The 20,521-nt window shown below is 58.0% G+C and carries 19 protein-coding genes; 8 read left to right on the plus strand and 11 right to left on the minus strand.

What is annotated here, in order from left to right; genetic code table 11:
* Positions 1-239: 239 nt before the first annotated feature.
* The gene (locus GFS31_RS01050; RefSeq protein WP_198806477.1) at positions 240-893 is read right to left on the minus strand and encodes an HAD-IA family hydrolase; all 654 of its coding nucleotides are present in this window, start codon (positions 891-893) and stop codon (positions 240-242) included.
* A gap of 73 nt (positions 894-966) precedes the next feature.
* Complete coding sequence (locus tag GFS31_RS01055; RefSeq protein ID WP_198806478.1) at positions 967-2,163, minus strand: NAD(P)/FAD-dependent oxidoreductase; 1,197 nt, start codon at positions 2,161-2,163, stop codon at positions 967-969.
* Between the two features lie 217 nt (positions 2,164-2,380).
* On the opposite strand from GFS31_RS01055, the gene GFS31_RS01060 reads away from it, so the two are divergent.
* Positions 2,381-3,706, plus strand: coding sequence for a PhoH family protein (locus GFS31_RS01060; RefSeq protein ID WP_198806479.1), 1,326 nt, complete (start codon positions 2,381-2,383; stop codon positions 3,704-3,706).
* A gap of 216 nt (positions 3,707-3,922) precedes the next feature.
* Complete coding sequence (locus GFS31_RS01065; protein WP_198806480.1) at positions 3,923-4,408, plus strand: allophycocyanin subunit alpha-B; 486 nt, start codon at positions 3,923-3,925, stop codon at positions 4,406-4,408.
* A 131-nt stretch (positions 4,409-4,539) separates the two neighbouring features.
* Here the strand turns inward: GFS31_RS01065 and GFS31_RS01070 are convergent, their stop codons facing one another.
* Both GFS31_RS01070 and GFS31_RS01075 read right to left on the minus strand, forming a co-directional pair.
* Positions 4,540-5,067, minus strand: a complete 528-nt coding sequence (locus GFS31_RS01070; RefSeq protein ID WP_198806481.1) for a 2TM domain-containing protein — start codon at positions 5,065-5,067, stop codon at positions 4,540-4,542.
* A gap of 223 nt (positions 5,068-5,290) precedes the next feature.
* The gene (locus GFS31_RS01075; RefSeq protein ID WP_198806482.1) at positions 5,291-5,653 is read right to left on the minus strand and encodes a hypothetical protein; all 363 of its coding nucleotides are present in this window, start codon (positions 5,651-5,653) and stop codon (positions 5,291-5,293) included.
* A gap of 402 nt (positions 5,654-6,055) precedes the next feature.
* On the opposite strand from GFS31_RS01075, the gene psb28 reads away from it, so the two are divergent.
* From psb28 to pdxH, 3 genes are all read left to right on the plus strand, one after another.
* Positions 6,056-6,433, plus strand: a complete 378-nt coding sequence (psb28, locus tag GFS31_RS01080) for a photosystem II reaction center protein Psb28 (RefSeq protein WP_198806483.1) — start codon at positions 6,056-6,058, stop codon at positions 6,431-6,433.
* A 332-nt stretch (positions 6,434-6,765) separates the two neighbouring features.
* Positions 6,766-7,686, plus strand: a complete 921-nt coding sequence (locus tag GFS31_RS01085; RefSeq protein ID WP_198806484.1) for a TIGR01777 family oxidoreductase — start codon at positions 6,766-6,768, stop codon at positions 7,684-7,686.
* Between the two features lie 42 nt (positions 7,687-7,728).
* Entirely contained in the window at positions 7,729-8,373 is a 645-nt protein-coding gene (gene pdxH, locus GFS31_RS01090) for a pyridoxamine 5'-phosphate oxidase (protein ID WP_198806485.1), read from the plus strand.
* Here pdxH and GFS31_RS01095 read toward each other — a convergent pair.
* From GFS31_RS01095 to GFS31_RS01105, 3 genes are all read right to left on the minus strand, one after another.
* A complete protein-coding gene (locus tag GFS31_RS01095; RefSeq protein WP_198806486.1) occupies positions 8,370-8,981 on the minus strand; it encodes a hypothetical protein in 612 nt (203 codons plus the stop codon). The genes pdxH and GFS31_RS01095 overlap by 4 nt on opposite strands.
* Positions 8,982-9,101: 120 nt before the next feature.
* Positions 9,102-10,349, minus strand: a complete 1,248-nt coding sequence (locus tag GFS31_RS01100) for a glucosyl-3-phosphoglycerate synthase (protein WP_198806487.1) — start codon at positions 10,347-10,349, stop codon at positions 9,102-9,104.
* 95 nt (positions 10,350-10,444) lie between these two features.
* The gene (locus tag GFS31_RS01105; RefSeq protein WP_317135055.1) at positions 10,445-11,500 is read right to left on the minus strand and encodes an RNA polymerase sigma factor, RpoD/SigA family; all 1,056 of its coding nucleotides are present in this window, start codon (positions 11,498-11,500) and stop codon (positions 10,445-10,447) included.
* A gap of 528 nt (positions 11,501-12,028) precedes the next feature.
* Here GFS31_RS01105 and priA point away from each other — a divergent pair.
* Positions 12,029-14,629, plus strand: coding sequence for a primosomal protein N' (gene priA / locus GFS31_RS01110; protein WP_198806488.1), 2,601 nt, complete (start codon positions 12,029-12,031; stop codon positions 14,627-14,629).
* Between the two features lie 132 nt (positions 14,630-14,761).
* Here priA and GFS31_RS01115 read toward each other — a convergent pair whose 3' ends face one another.
* Positions 14,762-16,543 carry a purple acid phosphatase family protein gene (locus GFS31_RS01115; RefSeq protein WP_198806489.1) on the minus strand — a complete coding sequence of 594 codons (1,782 nt, stop codon included), beginning with the start codon at positions 16,541-16,543 and terminating at the stop codon, positions 14,762-14,764.
* 536 nt (positions 16,544-17,079) lie between these two features.
* On the opposite strand from GFS31_RS01115, the gene GFS31_RS01120 reads away from it, so the two are divergent.
* A complete protein-coding gene (locus tag GFS31_RS01120) occupies positions 17,080-17,925 on the plus strand; it encodes a hypothetical protein (RefSeq protein ID WP_198806490.1) in 846 nt (281 codons plus the stop codon).
* A gap of 22 nt (positions 17,926-17,947) precedes the next feature.
* On the opposite strand, the gene GFS31_RS01125 is transcribed toward GFS31_RS01120, so the two are convergent.
* Positions 17,948-18,151 (minus strand): hypothetical protein, encoded by a 204-nt coding sequence (locus GFS31_RS01125; protein WP_198806491.1) that lies wholly within the window; start codon positions 18,149-18,151, stop codon positions 17,948-17,950.
* Positions 18,152-18,522: 371 nt separating this feature from the next.
* Between GFS31_RS01125 and GFS31_RS01130 the strand changes: the two genes are divergently transcribed.
* The gene (locus tag GFS31_RS01130; protein ID WP_198806492.1) at positions 18,523-19,053 is read left to right on the plus strand and encodes a hypothetical protein; all 531 of its coding nucleotides are present in this window, start codon (positions 18,523-18,525) and stop codon (positions 19,051-19,053) included.
* A 237-nt stretch (positions 19,054-19,290) separates the two neighbouring features.
* Here the strand turns inward: GFS31_RS01130 and GFS31_RS01135 are convergent, their stop codons facing one another.
* Both GFS31_RS01135 and GFS31_RS01140 read right to left on the minus strand, forming a co-directional pair.
* Entirely contained in the window at positions 19,291-19,803 is a 513-nt protein-coding gene (locus GFS31_RS01135; protein WP_225907524.1) for a L,D-transpeptidase, read from the minus strand.
* Positions 19,804-20,075: 272 nt separating this feature from the next.
* Positions 20,076-20,486, minus strand: a complete 411-nt coding sequence (locus GFS31_RS01140; RefSeq protein ID WP_198806493.1) for a hypothetical protein — start codon at positions 20,484-20,486, stop codon at positions 20,076-20,078.
* Positions 20,487-20,521 lie beyond the last annotated feature (35 nt).

Genomic DNA, 20,521 nt, shown 5'->3' on the forward strand with positions numbered 1-20,521 from the left:
TCAACCAGGCAACGCAAAGGCCAAGACTGGGTTAGGTGCGGCCATAGCGCCGTCTGCACCGTCTACCCTGCCGCGAAATTGGCTCAGCCAGAGCGTGTCTTGAGCAAGCAGGCCAGCTTGAACCTAGGGAATGTTCGCTCGTCCTTGCGCTGGTAGCCCTAGACGTAACCCAGGGCCGCCCATCAAAAAGGTTGGGGGTTTCTATAGATTTGCAACGATTTTGCGGCTGCTACGAACTGTTAAGGGCGCTTCAGCCACACACCCCAAACGCCAGCGGCCTTGGCTCCGTGGAAGTCGTCCGCTTCGCTATCGCCAAGGTGCCATGCTTGGGCCGGATCGCAGCGGTGCTTTTGTAGGGCAGCTTGAAAAATCAGTGGATCAGGTTTGGCGGCTCCGGTCTCAGAGGAGATGGTGACGGACTGGAAAAAGTCGGCTAGGTGCAGGGCTTCCAGAACCTTATAGAGGCGGGAATCAAAATTGGAGATAATGCCCAACTCGATGCCGCGCCGCTGCCAGCGTTGCAAGGCTACGGGCACATCGGCATAGACTTTCCAGGGGGCGGCAGTGGCAAAGTGGGCGTAGAGGTCGGCAAAGAAGCTATCGAAATCCACAAATTGGTCGATTACCCCGGCGCTGCTGAAGGTTTGTTGGGCCAGCACCCGCCACCAGTGGTATTCCCGCTGGGGAATGGTGGCGGGATCGCAGCCGGGGAAAGCCATGGTGGGGGCGGCATTGAAGGTGCGGAAGAAGGACTGGTTAAGGGCTTTGGGATCGACCGTAACGCCATGGCGCTGGGCAATGTCGGCATAGATGTCGCCCACCGTGCCCGCCACCCCAAACAGGGTGCCAACGGCATCAAGAAAGATAACTTGGGGCAGGGGCGTGTAGGTCATGGCTGGAGTGGCCGATCAGAACATCGGCAAACTTGGGAAATCAGTTTAGGAAATCGGTTTAGGAAATCGAGGATTAGGCAATTGAGGACAGCACATCCCGTAGGGGTTGGGTCATCCAGTTTAGCCCGACGCGGATTTGGTGGGAGAGGGTGGGCATCCGGTACAGATAGGCTAAACGGCGTGCCACATGGGCCAGTTCGCCCTCCAGTTCAATGCCCAGTCCGGTGAGGGTAGCACGGTGGGTGCCGAGGGTGATCATTTCGCCAAGGTGGCGGTAGCGGAAGGGCAGTGGGGGCCGATCCGTCATGGTGGCCCAGATGTTCCAACCCACAAAATCGGCCTGCTGGAGTGCCACTTGGGCGGTGGTGGGCATTTGCTGGCCGTCGGCATCGCGGCAGTCGGCCAAATCACCTAGGGCATAGATGCCGGGGTGATCCACCGCTTCTAGGGTGGGCTGCACAACGATTTGTCGCCGTTCGTTGTGCTTGAGGGACAGGTTTGCAACTATATCGTTGACGCGGGTGCCCACCGTCCACAGCACCACATCCACGGGCAGAATGTCGGTTTGGTCACGGAAGGTGAGGCTAATGGTGTCGGCGGTGACGTTCTCCACGGCGGTTTCTAAATCTACCCAAACCCCTAGGTCGGCCAGCACCTTTTGGGCTACCTGGCGGTTGTGCTCTGGGGAGGTACGCAGCAGGGTATCCGTGCGTTCTACCAGGCGCACTCGGCCCCGGTTGCCCAGGTGTTCGGCCACTTTGCAGGCCACTTCAACGCCGCTATAGCCACCGCCCACCACCGCCACGCGAATCTTTTCGGCCTCGGAGGCTTGCAAAATCCGCAGCCGTTCCTTGAGTTGATAGGCGTCTTGCAGGGTGCGAAAGGCTAGGGCGTGGTCGGCCACACCGGGGGCCATATCCATCGGCGTGGTGCCCCCCAGGGCCAGCACCAGGTAATCATAGGTCAGGGGTGAGCCTTGGCTGAGGCTGACCTGTTTTTGGTCGAGATCAACGCCTGTGACCTCCGCCTGCCGAAAGCGAATTTGGGTGCCTGCCAGCAGTTCCTCGTAGGGGGGGGCCACTTCCCAAGTTTCTAGCTCCCCCGTCACCAGTTCGTAGAGCAGCGGCAAAAAGAGGAAGCGATCCCGATGATCCACCAGGGTGATGATTGGCGGCTGATCCTCCCAGGGCAGTTGGCCTAGCCGCAGCGCCGTATACAGGCCACCAAAGCCACCGCCCAGGATGCAAATGTGTCGGGGAGCGTCTGTCATGGGAAAAACTCGGATACCTCCTCTCTCTTCTAACGCAAAATCGGCGTTGCACGCGATCTCGTGTCTGCTGATGGGGCCTGAACCTGTCAAGATTCAAGAACCTAGGGATCAGCAGGGATAGGCCGATCCGTTACAGTGGCTAAGCGGCGGCTTTTAATCTAAAACAACCATAGATTAACCCTGCATCCTTCCTACACCTCGCTGTGGCTTTTCCCCTATGAAAAAAGTCTTTGTCCTCGACACCAACGTATTGCTGCACGATCCGATGGCAATGTTTAGGTTTGAGGATAACGATGTCATCTTACCGATCACCATCATTGAAGAACTGGATCGCTTCAAGAAAGGTACCGAAGACACGGCCCGCAATGCCCGCCATGTGTCGCGCACCCTGGATGATCTGCGGCGTCAAGGATCCCTCGTTGAGGGCATTCCCCTAGAGCGGGGGGGAATTCTCAAGGTGGCCCTGTGTCATCGGGAAACCCTGATGCAACTGCCGCCCGAACTGGAGGGCGACAAGGGCGACAATGCCATCCTGGCCGTGGCCATGGAGTATCGCCATCACCGCGATCTGCCCGTGGTGTTGGTGAGCAAAGACACCAACCTGCGCATCAAGGCCGACGCCCTGGGCGTGGTTGCAGAGGACTACGAAACCGACAAGGTAGACATCGACGACCTCTATACGGGCACCGTTGAGGTCATGGTATCTGGCGAGACCATGGGCCAACTATTTAGCGAAGGGCATGTGCGCCTCGATCAAGCCCTCTGCCCCAACCAAGCCGTCACCCTGGTAGACGAGTTCAATCCCGGCCACACTGCCCTCGGCTTCGTGCAGGGCGACAGCGGCAGAGTTATCCCCCTGGGCAAGTTGCCCCACGCCGGAGTCTCGCGGGTGCAGCCTCGCAACCGAGAACAGCGCTTTGCCTTTGAACTACTGCTGCAAGATTCCATTTCCCTGGTGACGCTGGTAGGCCGCGCTGGCACGGGCAAAACCCTGCTCGCCATTGCCGCCGGGGTGCAAAAAGTGGCCGATGAACGGCTTTATTCACGGCTGCTGATTGCCCGCCCCATCATTCCCATGGGCCGCGACATCGGCTACCTACCGGGGGATATGACCGAAAAGCTCAACCCCTGGATGCAGCCCCTCTACGACAACTTTGACCTGATTTTTGGTACCCAAGACAGCCGAGGCAAACCCGAACACTGGCGGCGCGGCCACGAGGAAATGATCAGCCAGGGCCTCCTACAAATCGAGCCGCTCACCTTCATCCGGGGCCGATCTATCCCCAAGCAATTCCTGATTGTGGATGAAGCCCAAAACCTGACGCCCCACGAGGTCAAAACCATCCTCACCCGCGCCGGGGAAGGCACCAAGGTCGTGCTCACGGGCGACCCCGACCAAATCGACAACCCCTACGTCGATGCCGCCAGCAACGGCCTCACCTACGTGGTAGAGCGCTTCAAAAACGAGCCCATCGCTGGACACATCACCCTCACCAAGGGCGAACGGTCTGACCTCGCAGAACGATCCGCCATGCTGCTCTAATGTATCGAAACGTTACGGGATCAAGCCTGTTTCTCATGCATTTCAATCGACGCTGAGGCACCCTTATTCTTTGTCTGGCAAGGCTTCTAGGGCTTAGCAGTCGATTTCTCTGCTGTCAGAAATCTAGGCTAAATCATGGCCCGATAACTTTCCCTGACGCCCTCAAGTCGTTACACTATCAGAGATAAAAGAGTCATCCCCAGTCATTAATTAACTATGTCTGTCGTTAGCCAAGTCATTTTGAACGCTGATGATGAGCTGCGCTACCCGACTAGCGGTGAGCTGAAGGCCATCGAAGACTTTTTGAAAACGGGTGAGCAGCGGATGCGCATCGCCAGCACCCTGTCCGAAAATGAGAAGAAAATCGTGGAGCAGGCCAGCCGCGAACTGTGGCGTCGTCGGCCCGACTTCATCGCCCCCGGCGGCAATGCCTTTGGCCAAAAGCAGCGTGCTCTCTGCCTACGCGACTATGGCTGGTATCTGCGGCTGATCACCTACGGCGTGATCGCAGGCGATAAGGCCCCCATCGAAAGCATTGGCCTGATTGGCGTGCGCGAAATGTATAACGCCCTGAACGTGCCCGTTCCCGGCATGGCCGAAGCGGTGCGCTGCCTGAAGGAAGCTTCCCTCAACCTGCTGTCTGACGAAGACGCTGCTGAAGCCGCCCCCTACTTCGACTACATCATTCAAGCGATGTCCTAGGGCCAGATGGGGTTCTGGGCAGGGCTGAGGCCCTCAACCTGGAAAGCCTCACCCTAAACTGAAGGTTAGCCATGCAGATTGAAGAGGTACAGCCAGCCTGTACCTCTTTTTTGTCGGGTTGTACTGTGCCGCTAAAAAGACCCCATCAGCCGCCGCACCGCCCCACCCACGGCCCGCCGCATCTGCTGCTTCCGCCGCCAGCGCTGAAATTCTTTCGTGTAGCTGTACTCGTTGGGGCGGTAGATTCGCCATGCATCCCAGGCCAGTTTCAGCCCCCAAGGAGCACCAGGCAAGAACAGCAGAAAGTTCGCCAGCCCAGCCCAGCCTCCCGATCCCCCCGCCAGAATCAGGAGAACGAAGAGGAATCCGATGAAAAAGCAAAACCGGGACAAGCTGTGCTGAAAACGCTGCTTGCGTTCCCGGTCAAACTGGCGCTGGTCGGCGAGTTCGTATTTCTTCACGTCCCATTCCCGTTCGGCCTCGGCCAGGGTTTCGGCAGAAATGCCTAGTTCTTCGGCAATTTCCAGCAACTGGGCGCGGGATAAGTCGCCGGATTCTGTCTGGCAGGCCATGGCGATACTCAAGATTTGCTGAGCATCCTCGGCAGGGTAGAGAAATGTGCTGTCTTGATTCGTTGGATGCTGATTTGGATGTGTCATACCCTTACCCCAGAACGGCCCGACCGCCACAACAACGCCTATCCCCTTATAGACAAAATTTCGCCCAATGGGGGGAGGGTTCGGGTACGGAAAATACCGTACGGTGGATCGCGCCGTCATCTAGCCTCAATTTGGCCGGGGGGATTTTGATTGCCCCTAGGGCCGCAGCGGCTAGGGGGCTGGCGTCAGCGGTGGCTAGCTGCCCAGGGTGAACGAAGAACGCCTATTTCTCAACGGTCAGATCCGTAAATAGGTGAGCCTCGGTGAGGCGGTTGCTGGTGAGGATAGCGCTAGTTACTAGGCCGTGGCGCAGACGGCTAGAGGCTAGGTTTTCGAGGTCGAAGTCGGGGGCGGGGATGGGGTCAGATTGGGGCTCAACCATCATTACCATGGGCGCAGCGTAATAGGCCGGACTGGCAAGATCAGCGGCTTCGGCGGCGTTTCCAGCGGAGTCTAGGCTGACGGCGAAGACAAAGGCCAATAGCCCCATGGCCAAGGCTAGACGCAGACCAATCACCTGGCTAGCAATTTGGCCCCACGCCTGAATCCGTTGCCCGATAGAAAGGGAAGATGTGTGATCCGCCAAACCAATTACCCTCGTTAGGTCTACCCTGACTCGGTGATGGAGTCAGCCCTCACCCTAGAAATGGGACAGAATATCCCGGTGTTTTTCTATGGCTAGGATTAACGTTATACACATAACTTTACAAAGTTACAACGTGTAATGTGGGCCTTAGAGCCTGCCTAGGGCTGGAATCCCTGATGAGTTAAGGCTTTTGCTGTTGGGCTGATTTTTCCCTAGCCAAACAGCTCTTTTCATAAAAGAATCTCTATGGTGAGGTTGAAACCTTAGATTTCCCCGCTGCTGAGGCAACCCAAGCCCCCAGAGCGGTAGACCGGAGGCGCTGTCGCTGCTGTTTCGGGAGAATTACGCCGATGGAGCCAAGGACGGTCGATATAATGGAGTTACGGCTATCTGGTGCGACCTATGACGGCACAGCTTCCCACCGTACAGTTTTACGAAGGCATTCTAGAATCCATCGATAACGTCAGCCTGCGGCGCAATAGCGATACGGGCGAACGTATGGTGCTGCTGATGTTTAAGCAGCTCAAGGCCATCGAAGCCTTCCAAAGCTTTCGCAGCCAGTTTTCCAAAGCCCTTAAACTCACCGATGAGGAGGGCGTCATCACCATTGAACCCTCCGGCATTCGGTTTATCTTTGGCGGCGACGATGGCGACGACCTAGAGCGGGTAGAATGCACCCTCACCATCGACCGGGAAGACCACTGGGAGCGGTTCATGCGCTTCATGCATCGCTACGCCGAGGCGAATGGCATGGCCTACGGCGAACGACCCTCAGTCTAATGGTCATTACTAAGGAAGCTAAAGATCCCCCCTAACCCCCCTTAAAAAGGGGGGAACCGGAGTCAAAGTCCCCCTTTCCAAGGGGGATTTAGGGGGATCTCCCAGGATTTTGCGCCTAGTGGCAAGGTCTGTGTACGTAGTAGCCCCGGAGGAGAAAGGGAGCCAAATTCAGAACCCCTCTCCATCAGGGAGAGGGGCAGAGATGAGGGCGAACACTCGATAGATCCTGTGCCTGCCGCTGGGATGGTTTATCCTAGAATCCGGTTTGGTGCTGCGTCTTGGCCGATCCGCAGGGACGCCGCCATCGAGACGCCGCAGTCAATAGGTATCTAATGAAAATTGCAATCACCGGAGCCACAGGGTTTGTCGGCAGTCGTTTGGTAGAGCGGCTGCAAGAGGAAGGCCACGACATTGTGGTGCTCACCCGCAGCGCCGATCTGGGGCGTAAAACCTTCCCCGCCGAGAGTTTTCCCAAGGTGGCCATCGTGGAATATACCCCGCTGGCATCGGGGGCGTGGCAGGGGGCGCTGTCGGGCTGCGATGGGGTGGTGAATCTGGCCGGAGCACCGATTTCTGAACGCTGGAGCGATGAACACAAGCAGGCCATCGTAGACAGCCGCGTGGCAGGCACCGAGAAACTGGTGGAAGCCCTGTCCCAGACCAACCCCAAGCCGACGGTGTGGGTGAATGCCTCCGCCATCGGCTACTACGGCACCAGCGAAACCGCCACCTTCGACGAAACCAGCCCCGCCGCCGAGGATTTTCTGGCCCAGGTGTGCCAAGGCTGGGAAGCAGCGGCCCAAAAGGTGAAGGACTACGGCCCCCGGCTGGTGATTTTGCGGTTGGGCATTGTGCTGGGCATGGGCGGCGCGGTTGCCAAAATGCTGACCCCCTTTCGGATGTTTGCGGGTGGCCCCATTGGCAGCGGACGGCAGTGGTTTTCCTGGATTCACCTGGAAGATGTGGTGAATTTGATCATCAAAGCCCTGACGGATTCCACGATGGAAGGCACCTACAACGCCACCGCCCCCAACCCGGTACGCATGGCGGACTTTTGCAAGGTGCTGGGCAAGGTGTTGAAGCGGCCCTCTTGGTTGCCCGTGCCGGACTTTGTGCTGGAAGCCATCCTCGGCGATGGGGCGCAGGTCGTCTTGGAAGGTCAGCAAGTGCTACCTACCCGCGCCGTCGCCACGGGGTTTCAATACCAATACACCGAGGTGAAAGACGCCCTGATCGACATTGTTAAGCCCTAGCCCCGACTCCCGACTCCCGATTCCCGACTCCCGATTTTCCCCATGGACATTAGCGATTTCCGCCGCGACTACACCCAGCGGGGGCTGGATCTGCCCGATCTCGCCCCCGACCCCTACGACCAGTTCACCCAGTGGTTTCAGCAAGCCTGTGAGGCGGATTTGCTGGAGCCCAATGCCTTGGTGTTGTCTACGGTGTCCCCCGAAGGCCATCCCTATCAGCGCACGGTGCTATTGAAATACTTTGACCGGGACGGCTTTGTGTTTTTCACCAACTACGGCAGTCGCAAGGCCCAGCACATCGAGCAACACCCCCAGGTGTCGCTGCTGTTTCCCTGGTATGCCCTGGAGCGGCAGTTGGCGATTACGGGCACGGCCCACAAAATTTCCGCCGCCGAATCCTTCAAATACTTCACCTCTCGGCCTAGGGGCAGTCAGTTGGGGGCGTGGGTGTCTCAGCAAAGCCAGATTATTTCCTCCCGGCAACTGCTGGAAATGCAGTTCGAGAAAATGAAACAGCGCTTTCTGAACCAAGACATCCCCCTGCCAGACTTTTGGGGAGGGTATCGGGTGAAGCCTTCCAGCTTCGAGTTTTGGCAAGGTCGGCCCAGCCGCCTACACGACCGTTTTCTCTATAGCCCTTCCTCTGAGATGGAATCGGGCTGGCAGGTGGTGCGGCTGTCGCCCTAGCGGGTGGGGACGAGGCGTTCCCGCAACATGGGCAAGTCTTCCTTTAAAAACACCGCCATGCGGCCTAGGTAGGGGGTGCCGCTTTCGCCGTAGGCCAGTTCATACCAGTAGGCAAAGCGTTCTCCAGATCGCACCGCTCCCACGAGGACGAGGTTGGGGTTCTCGGGGGCTTGGCTGGTGGGGTATTCAAACAGGATTTGCCCCTGGCGGTAGTCGTTGAAAATTTGGGGGCCGTAGATCAGCCGCAGGGATTCCTCTAGGCGGTCTACCGTGATGTCGTTGGCGTGGTCTACCAGGGTGAAGCGCTCGGTGCGGATGATGCGGCGGGCATTGTCGGGCATCCCACCCGCCACCGGAAACAGGCTGGACTGGAAGGAAAACCGTTGCCCAGGGCTGGGAGTGCGGTTAATGCTGAGACGCTCGTTGGGGGCGGGGCTGAGGGTGGGGTTGTTGCGAATCCAGGATTCGGCCACGCGAACGGATTGCCCCGGAATGGCCAGACTGGGCAGGGCCACACCCCCTACGGCGGCGAGGGCCATCCCCCAACCCAGGGCCGCCTGTGCCCCCCGCTTCGGAATTGCGCGTAACCCTAGGGATAATGCGGCCATCACGTCACCTCACAACGGCGGGCACCCCAGCGCGGATGCTCAGGAACCCGTGCCCTATGATAGCGACCCGTGGGGGTTTTGGCGTGGTGTTCTGTGCCGGATGGGGCTGGGAAGCCAGGGCTATCCGAGGGCTGGGGCGGGCGATTCTGGGCTGCTAGGGCAGGCGGCCTGGGCCTGGGCCATGTCGGAGATCACCGCATCGAGCAGTTGTTCCCGCAGGTCGGGGATGACGGCCAGAGCCCTTGTCCAGTCGGGGATTTGGGTTCCGGTGGGGTCATCGAGGTATTGCTGTCCGGCGGAGACAATCACCTGTTCAAAGGTTTCGAGGGTGACTTCTTCCTGGTGGCGGTCATAGTCCAGATGGTTGAAGCGGGCATCGACGAAATACTGGCGGGCCAGGTTTTGGGCCTCGCGCCGAAATTTAATTCGCAGGCTGCGGATGTGGTCGGGGCCAATCACCACCTGCTCGGTTTCCGTGAGGGTGCGGAGGATAGATTGCAGAATGTCGCGGCACATCTTTTGCAGCCCGGAGTGGGTAGATTGCCCTAGGGTTTGGTGCTTGTGCTCAAAAATGCCGAGATCCACCTGGGCGACGCGCTTCAGGGCCACGTTGCGATACACCTCCGCCAGTAGGCCCACCTCCAGCCCCCAGTTGCTGGGGATGCGAGTGTTCAAGGCCAAGTCGCTGGTGAGAGCAAATTCCCCCGACAACGGATAGCGGTAGGCGTTCAGGTAGCGCAGGTAGTCGCGATAGCCAAAGACCTCCATCAGCGAGGTAATCAACGGCGTCACAAACAGCCGTGTCACCCGACCATGGAGGCGCTGGTGGCCAATGCGGGCATAGTAGGCTTTGCAGAAGGCAATGCCAAATTCTTGCTCTAGCAGCGGATAGAGCAGTTTGAGGGGATAGGTGCGGTCGTAGGTGGTGATGTCGGCATCGTGGAGGGCGATAGCGGCGGCTTCTAACGAGGCCAACCCCAACCCTAGCCATACGGCCCGTCCCTTACCCCGAAAGGGCAGCAGATCAAGCCCCTCCTCCGCGAGGGTTTTGAGGATATGGGTTACGGCAGGGCCATTCTCCCACAGCACCATGGTGCGCTGGGGCAAGGGCTGGAAGAACTGAACGGCCTGCACGTACTGCTCAAAACTATCGGCATACAAACAAATGACGACGGTATTGATGAAGGCGCACTGGCTGAGATGATTGCGAATGGTAGCTAGGGCAGGCCGCTCCAGTTCCTCATAGAGGGAGGGAATGAGCACAGCGGTGGGGTGGTGCTGACTGAGTTCCACCAGGCGCGTTTCTAGGCGACCAACATCGCCACCCAAATCGTGAATGGTGGTAATTAACTCTTGCTTGTAGTCCATGCCAACTCCCCAACGATTGCCTCAATCATAGGGACTCTTGCCACCTAAGACAGTCAGGGACACTACCCTCCGGGTTGAGCAAGACACCGCAAAGATTACTTCAGCCAGCCCTTCAGCCGCGAGGCCACCTGGGGACGGCGCAACTTTCGCATGGCCTTGGTTTGAATTTGGCGCACCCGTTCCCGCGATAGGTTAAAAATGCCGCCCACCTCCTCTAGGGTGTGGGTTTCTCCGGTGGCGAGGCCATAGCGCAGGGCAATGATATCTTTTTCGCGCTCGGTCAGCACCTCAGACAGGATGCTGGTGATTTCCTGGCGCATCATATTTTCGCTGATTTTAGACTCCGGCGATTGGGTACGGCTGTCTTCCAGGAGTTCTAGCAACTCGGTATCTTCACCCTTCCCAACTCGGTGGTTCAACGATAGCGAACGGCGGCGCACCTGCTGCAAACTTCTGAGCTGATCTACCGTCACATCCAGGGCGTCAGCTAATTCTTGTTCGGTGGGATTGCGCTGAAGATCACGGCGCAGATCGCGGTGAGCTTTTTTTAGTTTATTGAGTTTTTCAACGATGTGGATAGGCAACCGAATGGTACGGGCATCGTTGGCAATGGTGCGGGTAATGCCCTGGCGAATCCACCAATAGGCATAGGTAGAGAATTTATAGCCCTTATCGGGGTCAAATTTTTCGGTGGCGCGATTCAATCCTAGGGCACCTTCCTGAATTAAATCGAGGAAGGGCACCCCTCGGTTTAGGTAGCGCTTGGCAATGGAAACCACGAGGCGCAAATTTGAGCGAATCATCCGTCGTTTTGCCGCTCGACCATCGTGGAGCTTCTGGCTAAACTCGGCTTCGGTTAGGTTTAGTTTGGCCAGCATTTCTTGGCGAGTGGGCTTGCGGCCTAGCTCTTTAGAGAGCTTCTCGCTGGCGCTGTCCACCTTGGCTAAAAACCGCACCTGACGAGCCAGCTCAATCTCTTCACTGGGCTCTAGGAGCGGGTAGCGGGCCATCTCCTTGAAAAAGGCCCCTACGGCGTCGTCACTGAGGGTTTTGCTATACCCCGACAACCCCAGTTCCGATAGCTCACTGGCTTGGGTAAACTTTGCTAAGACCTCTCGATCTTCCTCCCATGCTACATGTTCAAGGGCCACGTCACCCTCTATCAAGGAGGATTTTTCTGTGACCCGATTAAAATCGTTGGAGAAGTCGTCCGATGGACGCTCGGGCCAATCGATAGAACTGTCTGTACTGGAGTTAAATGTAGTGGTCATAGGAGTCAATAAAGCTGTATGGCTACAGGAGTAAAGCATGTATATCGAGCGGCCATTTTAACGAGCCACCCCTTCAACTAGCACTCGGCCTGTGGGGATCGATTTTGTGAGTCCACAATACGCATTTTTTTGAAAATTCCCAGGCAATGTAACATTTCTTTGTGGTCTTGCGTAGTGTAGCAAGCTTTGCTCATTTTGCAAGGGCATTTTCAGAAAAAATCTGAGAGAATTTGAGCCATGTAATTGCAGGACGAAGCCCCCTGAAAAGACCAAAAATAGCTGCTGAAAACAAACCTAAGCGTTTCCGCGAACGCTAGGCTTTAGGGCCTCAAGGCCCAGGCTTCGTTGACAGGATGCCTAGGTGCCACCAGCCCTTTAAACTGGCATTACACCCAAGACACAGTTCCCATGGTTTTGTCCCAGATTGAGCCTGTTTTCCATTCACCCAGTTGGGTCAATGTTTTGGTTGACTACGGGGGACAGCCGGACATCTATACCTATCGCCTTCCCACACACCTGACGGTGGAGGCAGGCGATATTTTAACGGTGCCCTTTGGGTCACAACAGGTGGGGGCCATTGCCCTATCCCTGCAAACCACACCACCGCCTCACCTCGACCCCAAGCAAATTCGGCTGGTGGAGGGGGTGGTGGAGAAACGTTTTTTTGCACCGCCCTACTGGACGCTACTGCAACGGGTGGCGGAACGCTACCAAACACCCTTAGTACAGGTGCTTAGAACGGCGTTACCACCGGGATTGCTGGCGCGTTCCCAGCGTCGGTTGCGGCTTTGCCCTGAACGCATCCCCTCCCAGGTTGACGGGTCATTATCGCCCGTCTTGATCACTCTATTGGAGATCCTGCGTCAGTCAGCCACGGGTGATTATACATGGCAATATCTAAAACGACACAAAATTTCCTATCGATCTATCCAACAATTGATTCAACTGGGCTGGGCCGAATCCTATCTCGCGCCGCCCCAGCCGCCCCAACCCCAGCAACGACAGGCGGTTACGCTGGTGGCCGATGGCAGTGGGGCTGATGATCTCACGGCCCGTCAGGCGGAAATTCTGACGATCTTAAAACGTTACAGCGGCGATCTGTGGCTGAGCGATGCCCTGCAACGGTGCCAAACCACCAGCGCCACCCTCAAACGCTTGGCCGAGAAGGGCTATGTGGAGATTGCCCCCCGCGAACGTCTGCGGACTGAAACTGGCCCCGCCCTCGCCGCCGACCAGCCCAAGTCCTTGACGGCGGATCAGGCTGCTGTCTTAGCGGCGATTACCCAATGCCAGGGATCGGCTCAGTTTTTGCTCCATGGCGTTACAGGGTCGGGCAAAACGGAGGTTTACCTTCAGGCCATTGCGCCTCGGTTGGCGGCGGGGCAGTCGGCCCTGGTTCTGGTGCCGGAAATTGGCCTGACGCCCCAACTAACGGATCGGTTTCGGCGGCGGTTTGGTGCTCAGGTCTGCGTGTACCACAGCGGCCTCAGCGATGGCGAACGCTACGACACTTGGCGACAATGCCTGCAACCAGGCAACCCGCTGGTGATTGTGGGCACCCGTTCCGCCGTTTTTCTGCCCCTGTGCTCCCTAGGGCTGATCGTCCTCGACGAAGAACACGACGGCAGCTACAAACAGGATGTCACCCCCTGCTACCACGCCCGCACCGTGGCCCAATGGCGGGCTGAACTGGAAAACTGCCCCCTCATCCTCGGTTCCGCTACCCCGTCCCTGGAGACTTGGGTGCAGTGTCATCCTGAGTTTCAAAATTCAAAATTCAAAGTTCAAAGTTCGGAATTTGGTCTTCTCCAATCCTCAATCTCCGGATCTCAATACCTAATCCATCAGGACGAGGAGACCTCGCCCCTACCCGATTCCCGACTCCCGACTCCCGACTCCCAAATCCCCCGGCCCCTCCCCGCTACCTACCTCTCCTTGCCCCAACGGATTCAGGCTCGGCCCATGCCCCAGGTTGAAGTCATCGACATGCGGGAGGAACTGCGCCTGGGCAACCGCAGCATCCTCAGTCGGCGGCTGCAAGAATCCCTCGCCGAGATGAAGGCGCAGGGCCAGCAGGGGCTGTTGTTCATCCATCGGCGCGGACACAGCAGCTTTGTCTCCTGCCGTAGTTGCGGGCTGGTGATGATGTGCCCCCATTGTGATGTGTCGTTGTCTTACCATCAGCCCCAGGGCCACAGCCCGATGACCCTGCGCTGCCACTACTGCGGCCATCAGCAGGGCCATCCGCGCCACTGCCCCGATTGTCGGTCGCCCTACCTGAAGCACTTTGGCAGCGGCACCCAGCGGGTGGTGAATGCCCTGGCGGAACAGTTCCCCGACCTTAGCTGCATCCGGTTTGACAGCGACACTACCCGCACCAAGGGCTCCCACCGCGCCCTGCTGACCCGCTTTGCCGAGGGGGAGGCCGATGTGCTGGTGGGCACCCAAATGCTGACCAAGGGCATTGACCTGCCCCAGGTAACGCTGGTGGGCATCATTGCCGCCGATGGGCTGCTGTATATGAATGACTATTGGGCCAGCGAACGGGCCATGCAGGTGTTGATTCAGGTGGCGGGGCGGGCGGGCCGAGGCGACCAACCGGGTCAGGTGTTGCTGCAAACCTACACGCCAGAACATCCCGTCATCGAAGCCGTGACCGACCACGCCTATGAGCCGTTTATCGCCACGGAATGGGAGCAGCGCCAGATGTTGCAGTATCCTCCGGCGGGGCAGTTGGTGCTGTTGCGAATCAGCAGTTTTGAGGCCCAAACGGTGCAGCGAATCGCCCAGAATTTGGCGCAGCAGTTGGATAGCCTGTTAAAAGACCTGCCCTACGTTCGCCTTGGCCCCGCCCCAGCGCCCATTTTGCGGGTGGCCCGTCGCTTTCGGTGGCAGATTTTGCTGAAGTTTCCCCTCGGTCAACCCCTGCCCGATTTGCAGCCGCTCCGGGACGCCTGCCCCACCTCGGTTAGCCTCACCATTGATGTGGATCCGCTCAATTTGTCGTGATACCCAGTCTGGCCCATCAGCCTAGGCCGCATCAGCCCAAAACCTTTGCCCACCGTTGATTCACCGTGTAGTTTCACTGTGTGGTTGGCAAAGCGGCCTTGCGGTGATTCCAGCTCCTTGATTCCACCTCCTTTACCCGGCGGGCAGTGCCTCTAGCGCAAACCGATCAAACTCCACAGCGGCGGCACCGGGCTGGCGGGTATCGAAGGCGTAGCTGCGGACGTCTCCGCTGGCGGTGTCGAGGATGCTGAAGGCTGTTAGGTGGTTGCTGTCGAGGTAGGGGAGGGGTTGTCCCTGATCATCCACCAAGGGCGGGGCCACGGTGGGAACGATGGGCGCTAGGCCGTTAGGGTCGCCCTGGGCCACGTAGTCGTTAGGGTTAAAGCGGCTGAAGGCTGCGAGGCCCGCATCCGTGGGAATGGGGCGGCGGCGATCTTGCCAGAAGGCTCCGTAGGAGTTGCCCACGTTGGAGGTTTCTAGGTAGTGGGTGCCCCTAGGCGACGTAAACCGATTCCACAGGTGAGAGTGGCCGTAGAGCACCAGGTTCACCCCCGCCGCCTCTAGCAGGGGCACTAGGTCGCGGGCGATGTAGTCTTGGTCGCGAGGGTATTCGTAGCGGACGGCGGTGAGGCGACCGTCGGGGTCATAGTCATACACCGGGACGGGGGTGGTGAAGGCGGGCACGATGTTGTCCCCTAGGGTGTGGGGCGGATGGTGCAGCATCACCACGGTATATTTGGCCCGTTGGAAGGCGTCGCTGGCTAGTTCTTGCGCCAGCCATTGGTATTGGGGGCTGGCGCGGTCGATGGCTTCAAAAATGTGCTGACCGTGGCCCCATTGTTCGGGCTGGTCGAGGTCGGCCTGTCGTTCTTGGTAGCGGCCCCGCACCGTGGGGTCGAGGCTGGCAGGTCGCCAAATTTGGGTCACGTAGAGGGTGATCAGCCGCACATCGCCGAGGGTCACGGCATAGTAATGGCCGTCAGAGTCAGTGTTCACCTCCTGGCCCTGGGGCTGGCCAAAGATGTCTTCGTAGGTGCGGGTATTGAAGGACTGATCGACGATCCAATTTTGGCGCACCTGCGGATCGGCCCCTGGGTTAACGCGCTCGGCCACCGTCGGATAGCGGGCCTCCGCCACGGTTTTGGGAATGGCCCGGTTGAACTGCTCCTTCAGCGGTACCGTATCGCTGAATGGCCCCATCACCTCATGGTTGCCGATGGCTGGAAACAGCGGGGCGTGCTGGATCAACTCGCCCCCGTGGTAGGTGGTGGTTTGGCCGTTGCGGTCTAGGTTGTAGTGCGCTCGTCCTTGCAAGGCCGGGAAAAAGGCGTTCCCCTGGCGGTTGTCAAACCATTCGGAGGCCCGATCCGGCACGTTCACCAAATCCCCCGCACAAAAGACGGCATCCACGTGGCCCAGGGTTTCTTGCACCTTTTGCAAGTTTGCTGCCACCATGGGCAGGTTTTGGTGATCAGAGGTCAGCAGAATTTTTATCCCCTGCCCCACTGCTGGGGAGGCCGCTAGGGTAAAGGCTTGGCTTTCAGACCGCTGCCCTGGGGCCAACTCGCTCACCACACGGTAGGGATAGCGTTGCCCCGGTGCTAAACCCGTTACCGTGGCCCGGTGCCGCCAAATGGGCCGCTGCACCACCCCCGTCAACCCCTGAAACTGAGGATGCCCAGGCTGAGAATCGGCGTCCTCCCGGCTGCGGCTCAGGAGGTTTGTCACGGCAGGTTCCCGATAGCGCAGTGGATCACCCGGCGACCGATGGTTCAGATCTGAGGCTAGGGTTGTCTCCGGCTGGCCCCACTCTACCCAGTGGCCTTGGCCTTCAAACTCGGTGAACCACACCACCTGCACCGAATCAACCGTAGGCCACAGCAAAAACGGATCGCTGAGTAGGGACGAAGTCATGGCGGTTGCCCCCTCCTGAAGGGCTACTTGGGATAAAACAGCCCCTCCGCCCGGTGCCGACAGCAGCCCTAACAACCCGGCGATGAACGCCGCGATGACAGGCCACCGCTTCGGCCAACCCCGACGAAACCCAAGCCCTCGCCAAAACCTGATGTGGAGCAGCCTAGGATGCGGGGAGCTAGGAACCATAGGGATTGGGACATACGGATTTAGCCCTAGGGTAGCGATAAATGAAGCGTGTGGTGACGTTGAAAAATCGCCAGTGTAGAAACTGTCTGTTCGCCACCAACGACAGCGAGGAATTGTGACAGCTTGAAGCAGCACCCTAATGATCGGATGCTAAATCTGAGTACAAAATCCTCTATATAAACAAAATCCCCTGTATAAGTTGAGACTTCCCTCACTGAGGCAGCTATGCCAACCAAAAGCTTCGCCTGGGTGAGATCAGTTTTTGAGTCGGGGGCAAATGACCGGGATTTAGGGTGATTTTTCCTGGTTTTCCTGCTAACTACATTGGCAAAGCATCGGCGGCCATAATGATGAAGCCGTTTTTCCTCAAGTCTTGGCGATGGTCTGGCGGTAGCCTGCTGGTGCTGGTATCGGCGGGTCTCCATGGTCTATTGCTGGCCATGCCCACCCCCAAGACATCTCCCCCCCCCGAATCCGTCACGACCCTTGCGCCCTTGAGGGATCGTGCGAGTCTAGAGGCCAGCATTTCCGACCCGGTGGCTGTAGTGCGATTGCCCCACCTCGCGACCTCTTCCCCACCGCCCGAAGCAGCGTCGCCCGCTATGTCGCGCCCCCATCCTACGGCTACTTCCCCAGCCTCCTCAGCCCAGGAACTTCCTCTACCGCCGCCCGCCCCCACTCCAGAACGCCCCGCCCTGGAATCGCCAACGCCAGGGCAGCCCGTCCCGGAGCAGCCCGTCCCGGAGCAGCCCATCCCGGAGCCTACTCCCTCAGAACCAGAGCCTAGGCCCCCTGGCCTGGTTTACAACCACAAAACCGTCGAATTAACCACCGATACCCGCGACTTTTTAACCTGGTACACTGCCCAAAACTGGGATGCCTTTGACCCAGACCCACCGCTGCCTGCCCCCAAGGAACTCTCCCCGCTACAGGTTGTCTACAGCGGGGAGATTTGCCTGCCCATTCCCCCGGCTCCAGGCCGTTTGGAGGTGATTGTGGGTAGCAACGGCCAGCTTTCCCGTGCCCCCCGCCTCCTTGCCACCACGGGCTACGATGATTTGGATGCCGACGCCCTTGCCCTCGCAGCCCAGCAAAACTTCAGCGAAGCCGCTAACCCCAGTCGGCCCAACCCCACGGTCTATTGGTTGCCGATAGAGGTGCAGTATCAAGGGCCAGCCTGTCTACCGGGCTAGGATTGCCAACTACGGTCAGGGCTTAGTCGGTGAGGCGAATGCGTCCAGCGCGCACCAGATCAAACACTTGGTTAATCTGATGGCGATCTTCAGCGGAGAGTTGGCTGCTGAGCAGGGCTGACGTCAGCCTGAGGTGATCGCGGCGCTTGAGCACCCCCTGGCGCATGGCTTCGGACACGCAGGGCTCAATATTGTGCGGTGAAGATCGAGACGTAGATGACACCATAACGGTTTGACTCTCAGAACAGAGGAGGATGGTTTGCGGTAGATCACCTGTAGCCCACGGGGTATGACATGGGTGCTAGGCTTTGTCGAGTTTCGTAGCGCAGGCTACGGGTGTTGATGCTCTTAAGATTCCCCATGGGCCTTCAGAACGAACAAAACGCCTGTGAAGATTCGGTGAAGCTTGTATTAAAGCGTAATCCCCCACCCGATCACGAGGGGGAGACCACGGAAGCTAGCCAACTCGCAGACTTAGAGGACTTGCTCACGGCCCCTAGTTAGGATTACGGTCAACACAACCGCTGTTTTATGGAGATAGACACCATGCCAAACCCTGGGAACCGCAATGGGAACCGAACCTTGACAGGGTTAGCCTTGGCAAGTGGATCTGTGCTGCTTGGCACAGTTCTGGCCGCCGTCGCAGCGCTGGCCACAGATCATCCAGCGCCGTCAGCCCAAATTCGCCTGCCCGACCAACGCCTCTGCACCTACGTGGGGCCGCAGCCCCGCCAAAGTGAGTTTGACACGCTTCTTTCCTACGACTGCGGCGATGGCTTGGGCATCCAGGGTGCGGTGACGGTGGATGGAACCCAGATGATCTTGGATCGGGAGCGGCGGGCCAGCTTTCGTCAAGATCCCGGCATTCGCCTGGAAACGGTTCGCTTTTTGATTGCTGAGATCAGACTAGCCGATGGTACTCTTTGTCGCCACGCAGGAGATGGGGCGACCTTGGCGTTTGATGGCAAGCGCTTAAACTATACCTGTGGCCGCTCCATAGGTCTGATTGGAGACCTTGCCGTAGGCGCAGGCGGCGTGTTTGAAGTTGAGAAAGCAAACCTCAGCGGCACCAGTCTGGTCTCTAGCGAGGTCGTGACCATCCACCGATTGGGAGCGGTCAGCCGTTAGGGTATCGACCCAGCAACCCGGTTGTTTACCCCCGATTAAAAACCGAGCCTGCTTGGGCTGAGCTTGATTGATCCCATGCGGACTGAACTTGTCGTTAGCGTAGCCTCCGCAACGAGGAGAGCCCCCATGGAGAGAGGGAGGCGTCTACTCAGCTTTAGTATGAGATGTAGAGCCTTGTACCCTCAAAGCTGACGTTGTTTCACCTCCAGCGATGGCAGGGATCTCAACCTCAGTACCTTACTCCTGCACCACGACCGGGGTACCGATGCTAGACCAGTTGAAAAACCACTCGGCATGGTCAACAGCCACATTGACGCAGCCATGGCTGACGGGGGTACCAAAGTTGTGGTGCCAGTAGGCTCCATGGATGGCATAGCCCCGGTAAAAATACATCGTCCACGGCACATTGGGCACGTCATAATCCGCACCCCGCATCCGGGCAGTGCGGTGCATCGACTGAATCGCAAAGACACCCCTCACCGTTGGCGTTGAGGGCTTCCCGGTCGAAACAATGACCGCATACACCGGGGTATTTCCTTCCCAGGCATACAAACGCTGGCTCGACAAATCAACCTGCAACCAGCGCTGATTGGATTGCTGCAACCGCTCAACCTGGGCGGCGATTTCGGCATCGGTGAGCGCCAGGGCAGGCCCCACAACGGGCGTACTCAATCCGGCACTACTCATCAGTAGAGCTAGCAACAACCCGTTCCAACAGCCTCGCAGCCAGCGCGGTTGAGAGCGACGCATGGAATTACCTCAACGGTCTATATGATCATCACTTCAGTACGCAGAGAAGTAATCACGCAGATAGCAATGATTCTTTAGGCCATTGGAGCCATCGAGGGGATTAATACAGGGTGGCCAAACCCCTGACTTTGGGCTACTCTCTACCGCCTTGGCCGCTAGTCTGGGTTGAAGGGGATACGTTGACTCAAGGATCGAAATGCTCAAAGATGTGCATTTCGATCTGGCTGTGTGAAGGCTAGGTTGCCAGATAGGTCAATGGTGATTTGCATGGTTTAGGCTCCTGTTTCAGGGGGTTGGCTTAGGGTGTCTAAGTAGGTGATGGTTGCTTTTCCCCAGATGCTTTCTTCTAGGAAGTGTTGGGCGATTTCGATGAGAGTGGCTTTGGTGGCTTGGAGATGACGTTCGGGATTGAGAAGTTGTTGGCGCAGAGTGGCCCATTTGGAGGAACTGCTGTGCTGGATTTCGGTAAATTCTGCGTTAATAATTGCGAGGGCTTCGGATTCGCTGGTGACAGTGGGGTGCTGGCTTTGAAGGTGGGTAATCAGAGCTTTTAGATCCACCATGGCTGCTTGCATAGATGGATCGGTAGCGTAGTTATACTGTGCTTCAATGTAGGTATCGACCTGCTCGAAGATTTGTACCTTTTCGGCTTTGGGGAAGTTGTATTTTGAGGCTTCTGCCATGGCTACTTTGGCGAGGTACAAGTTAAGAACTGAGG

The sequence above is a fragment of the Leptolyngbya sp. BL0902 genome, from assembly GCF_016403105.1.
Classification (GTDB): domain Bacteria; phylum Cyanobacteriota; class Cyanobacteriia; order Phormidesmidales; family Phormidesmidaceae; genus Nodosilinea.

What these genes read in the sequence shown, in the direction of transcription:
- GFS31_RS01115 (WP_198806489.1), bottom strand. Translation starts at nt 16,543, where the DNA reads ATGACTTCGTCCCTACTCAGCGATCCGTTTTTGCTGTGGCCTACGGTT.
- GFS31_RS01085 (WP_198806484.1), top strand. Translation starts at nt 6,766, where the DNA reads ATGAAAATTGCAATCACCGGAGCCACAGGGTTTGTCGGCAGTCGTTTG.
- priA (WP_198806488.1), top strand. Translation starts at nt 12,029, where the DNA reads ATGGTTTTGTCCCAGATTGAGCCTGTTTTCCATTCACCCAGTTGGGTC.
- GFS31_RS01135 (WP_225907524.1), bottom strand. Translation starts at nt 19,803, where the DNA reads ATGCGTCGCTCTCAACCGCGCTGGCTGCGAGGCTGTTGGAACGGGTTG.
- GFS31_RS01065 (WP_198806480.1), top strand. Translation starts at nt 3,923, where the DNA reads ATGTCTGTCGTTAGCCAAGTCATTTTGAACGCTGATGATGAGCTGCGC.
- GFS31_RS01070 (WP_198806481.1), bottom strand. Translation starts at nt 5,067, where the DNA reads ATGACACATCCAAATCAGCATCCAACGAATCAAGACAGCACATTTCTC.
- psb28 (WP_198806483.1), top strand. Translation starts at nt 6,056, where the DNA reads ATGACGGCACAGCTTCCCACCGTACAGTTTTACGAAGGCATTCTAGAA.
- pdxH (WP_198806485.1), top strand. Translation starts at nt 7,729, where the DNA reads ATGGACATTAGCGATTTCCGCCGCGACTACACCCAGCGGGGGCTGGAT.
- GFS31_RS01095 (WP_198806486.1), bottom strand. Translation starts at nt 8,981, where the DNA reads ATGGCCGCATTATCCCTAGGGTTACGCGCAATTCCGAAGCGGGGGGCA.
- GFS31_RS01120 (WP_198806490.1), top strand. Translation starts at nt 17,080, where the DNA reads ATGATGAAGCCGTTTTTCCTCAAGTCTTGGCGATGGTCTGGCGGTAGC.
- GFS31_RS01140 (WP_198806493.1), bottom strand. Translation starts at nt 20,486, where the DNA reads ATGGCAGAAGCCTCAAAATACAACTTCCCCAAAGCCGAAAAGGTACAA.
- GFS31_RS01050 (WP_198806477.1), bottom strand. Translation starts at nt 893, where the DNA reads ATGACCTACACGCCCCTGCCCCAAGTTATCTTTCTTGATGCCGTTGGC.
- GFS31_RS01100 (WP_198806487.1), bottom strand. Translation starts at nt 10,349, where the DNA reads ATGGACTACAAGCAAGAGTTAATTACCACCATTCACGATTTGGGTGGC.
- GFS31_RS01060 (WP_198806479.1), top strand. Translation starts at nt 2,381, where the DNA reads ATGAAAAAAGTCTTTGTCCTCGACACCAACGTATTGCTGCACGATCCG.
- GFS31_RS01055 (WP_198806478.1), bottom strand. Translation starts at nt 2,163, where the DNA reads ATGACAGACGCTCCCCGACACATTTGCATCCTGGGCGGTGGCTTTGGT.
- GFS31_RS01125 (WP_198806491.1), bottom strand. Translation starts at nt 18,151, where the DNA reads ATGGTGTCATCTACGTCTCGATCTTCACCGCACAATATTGAGCCCTGC.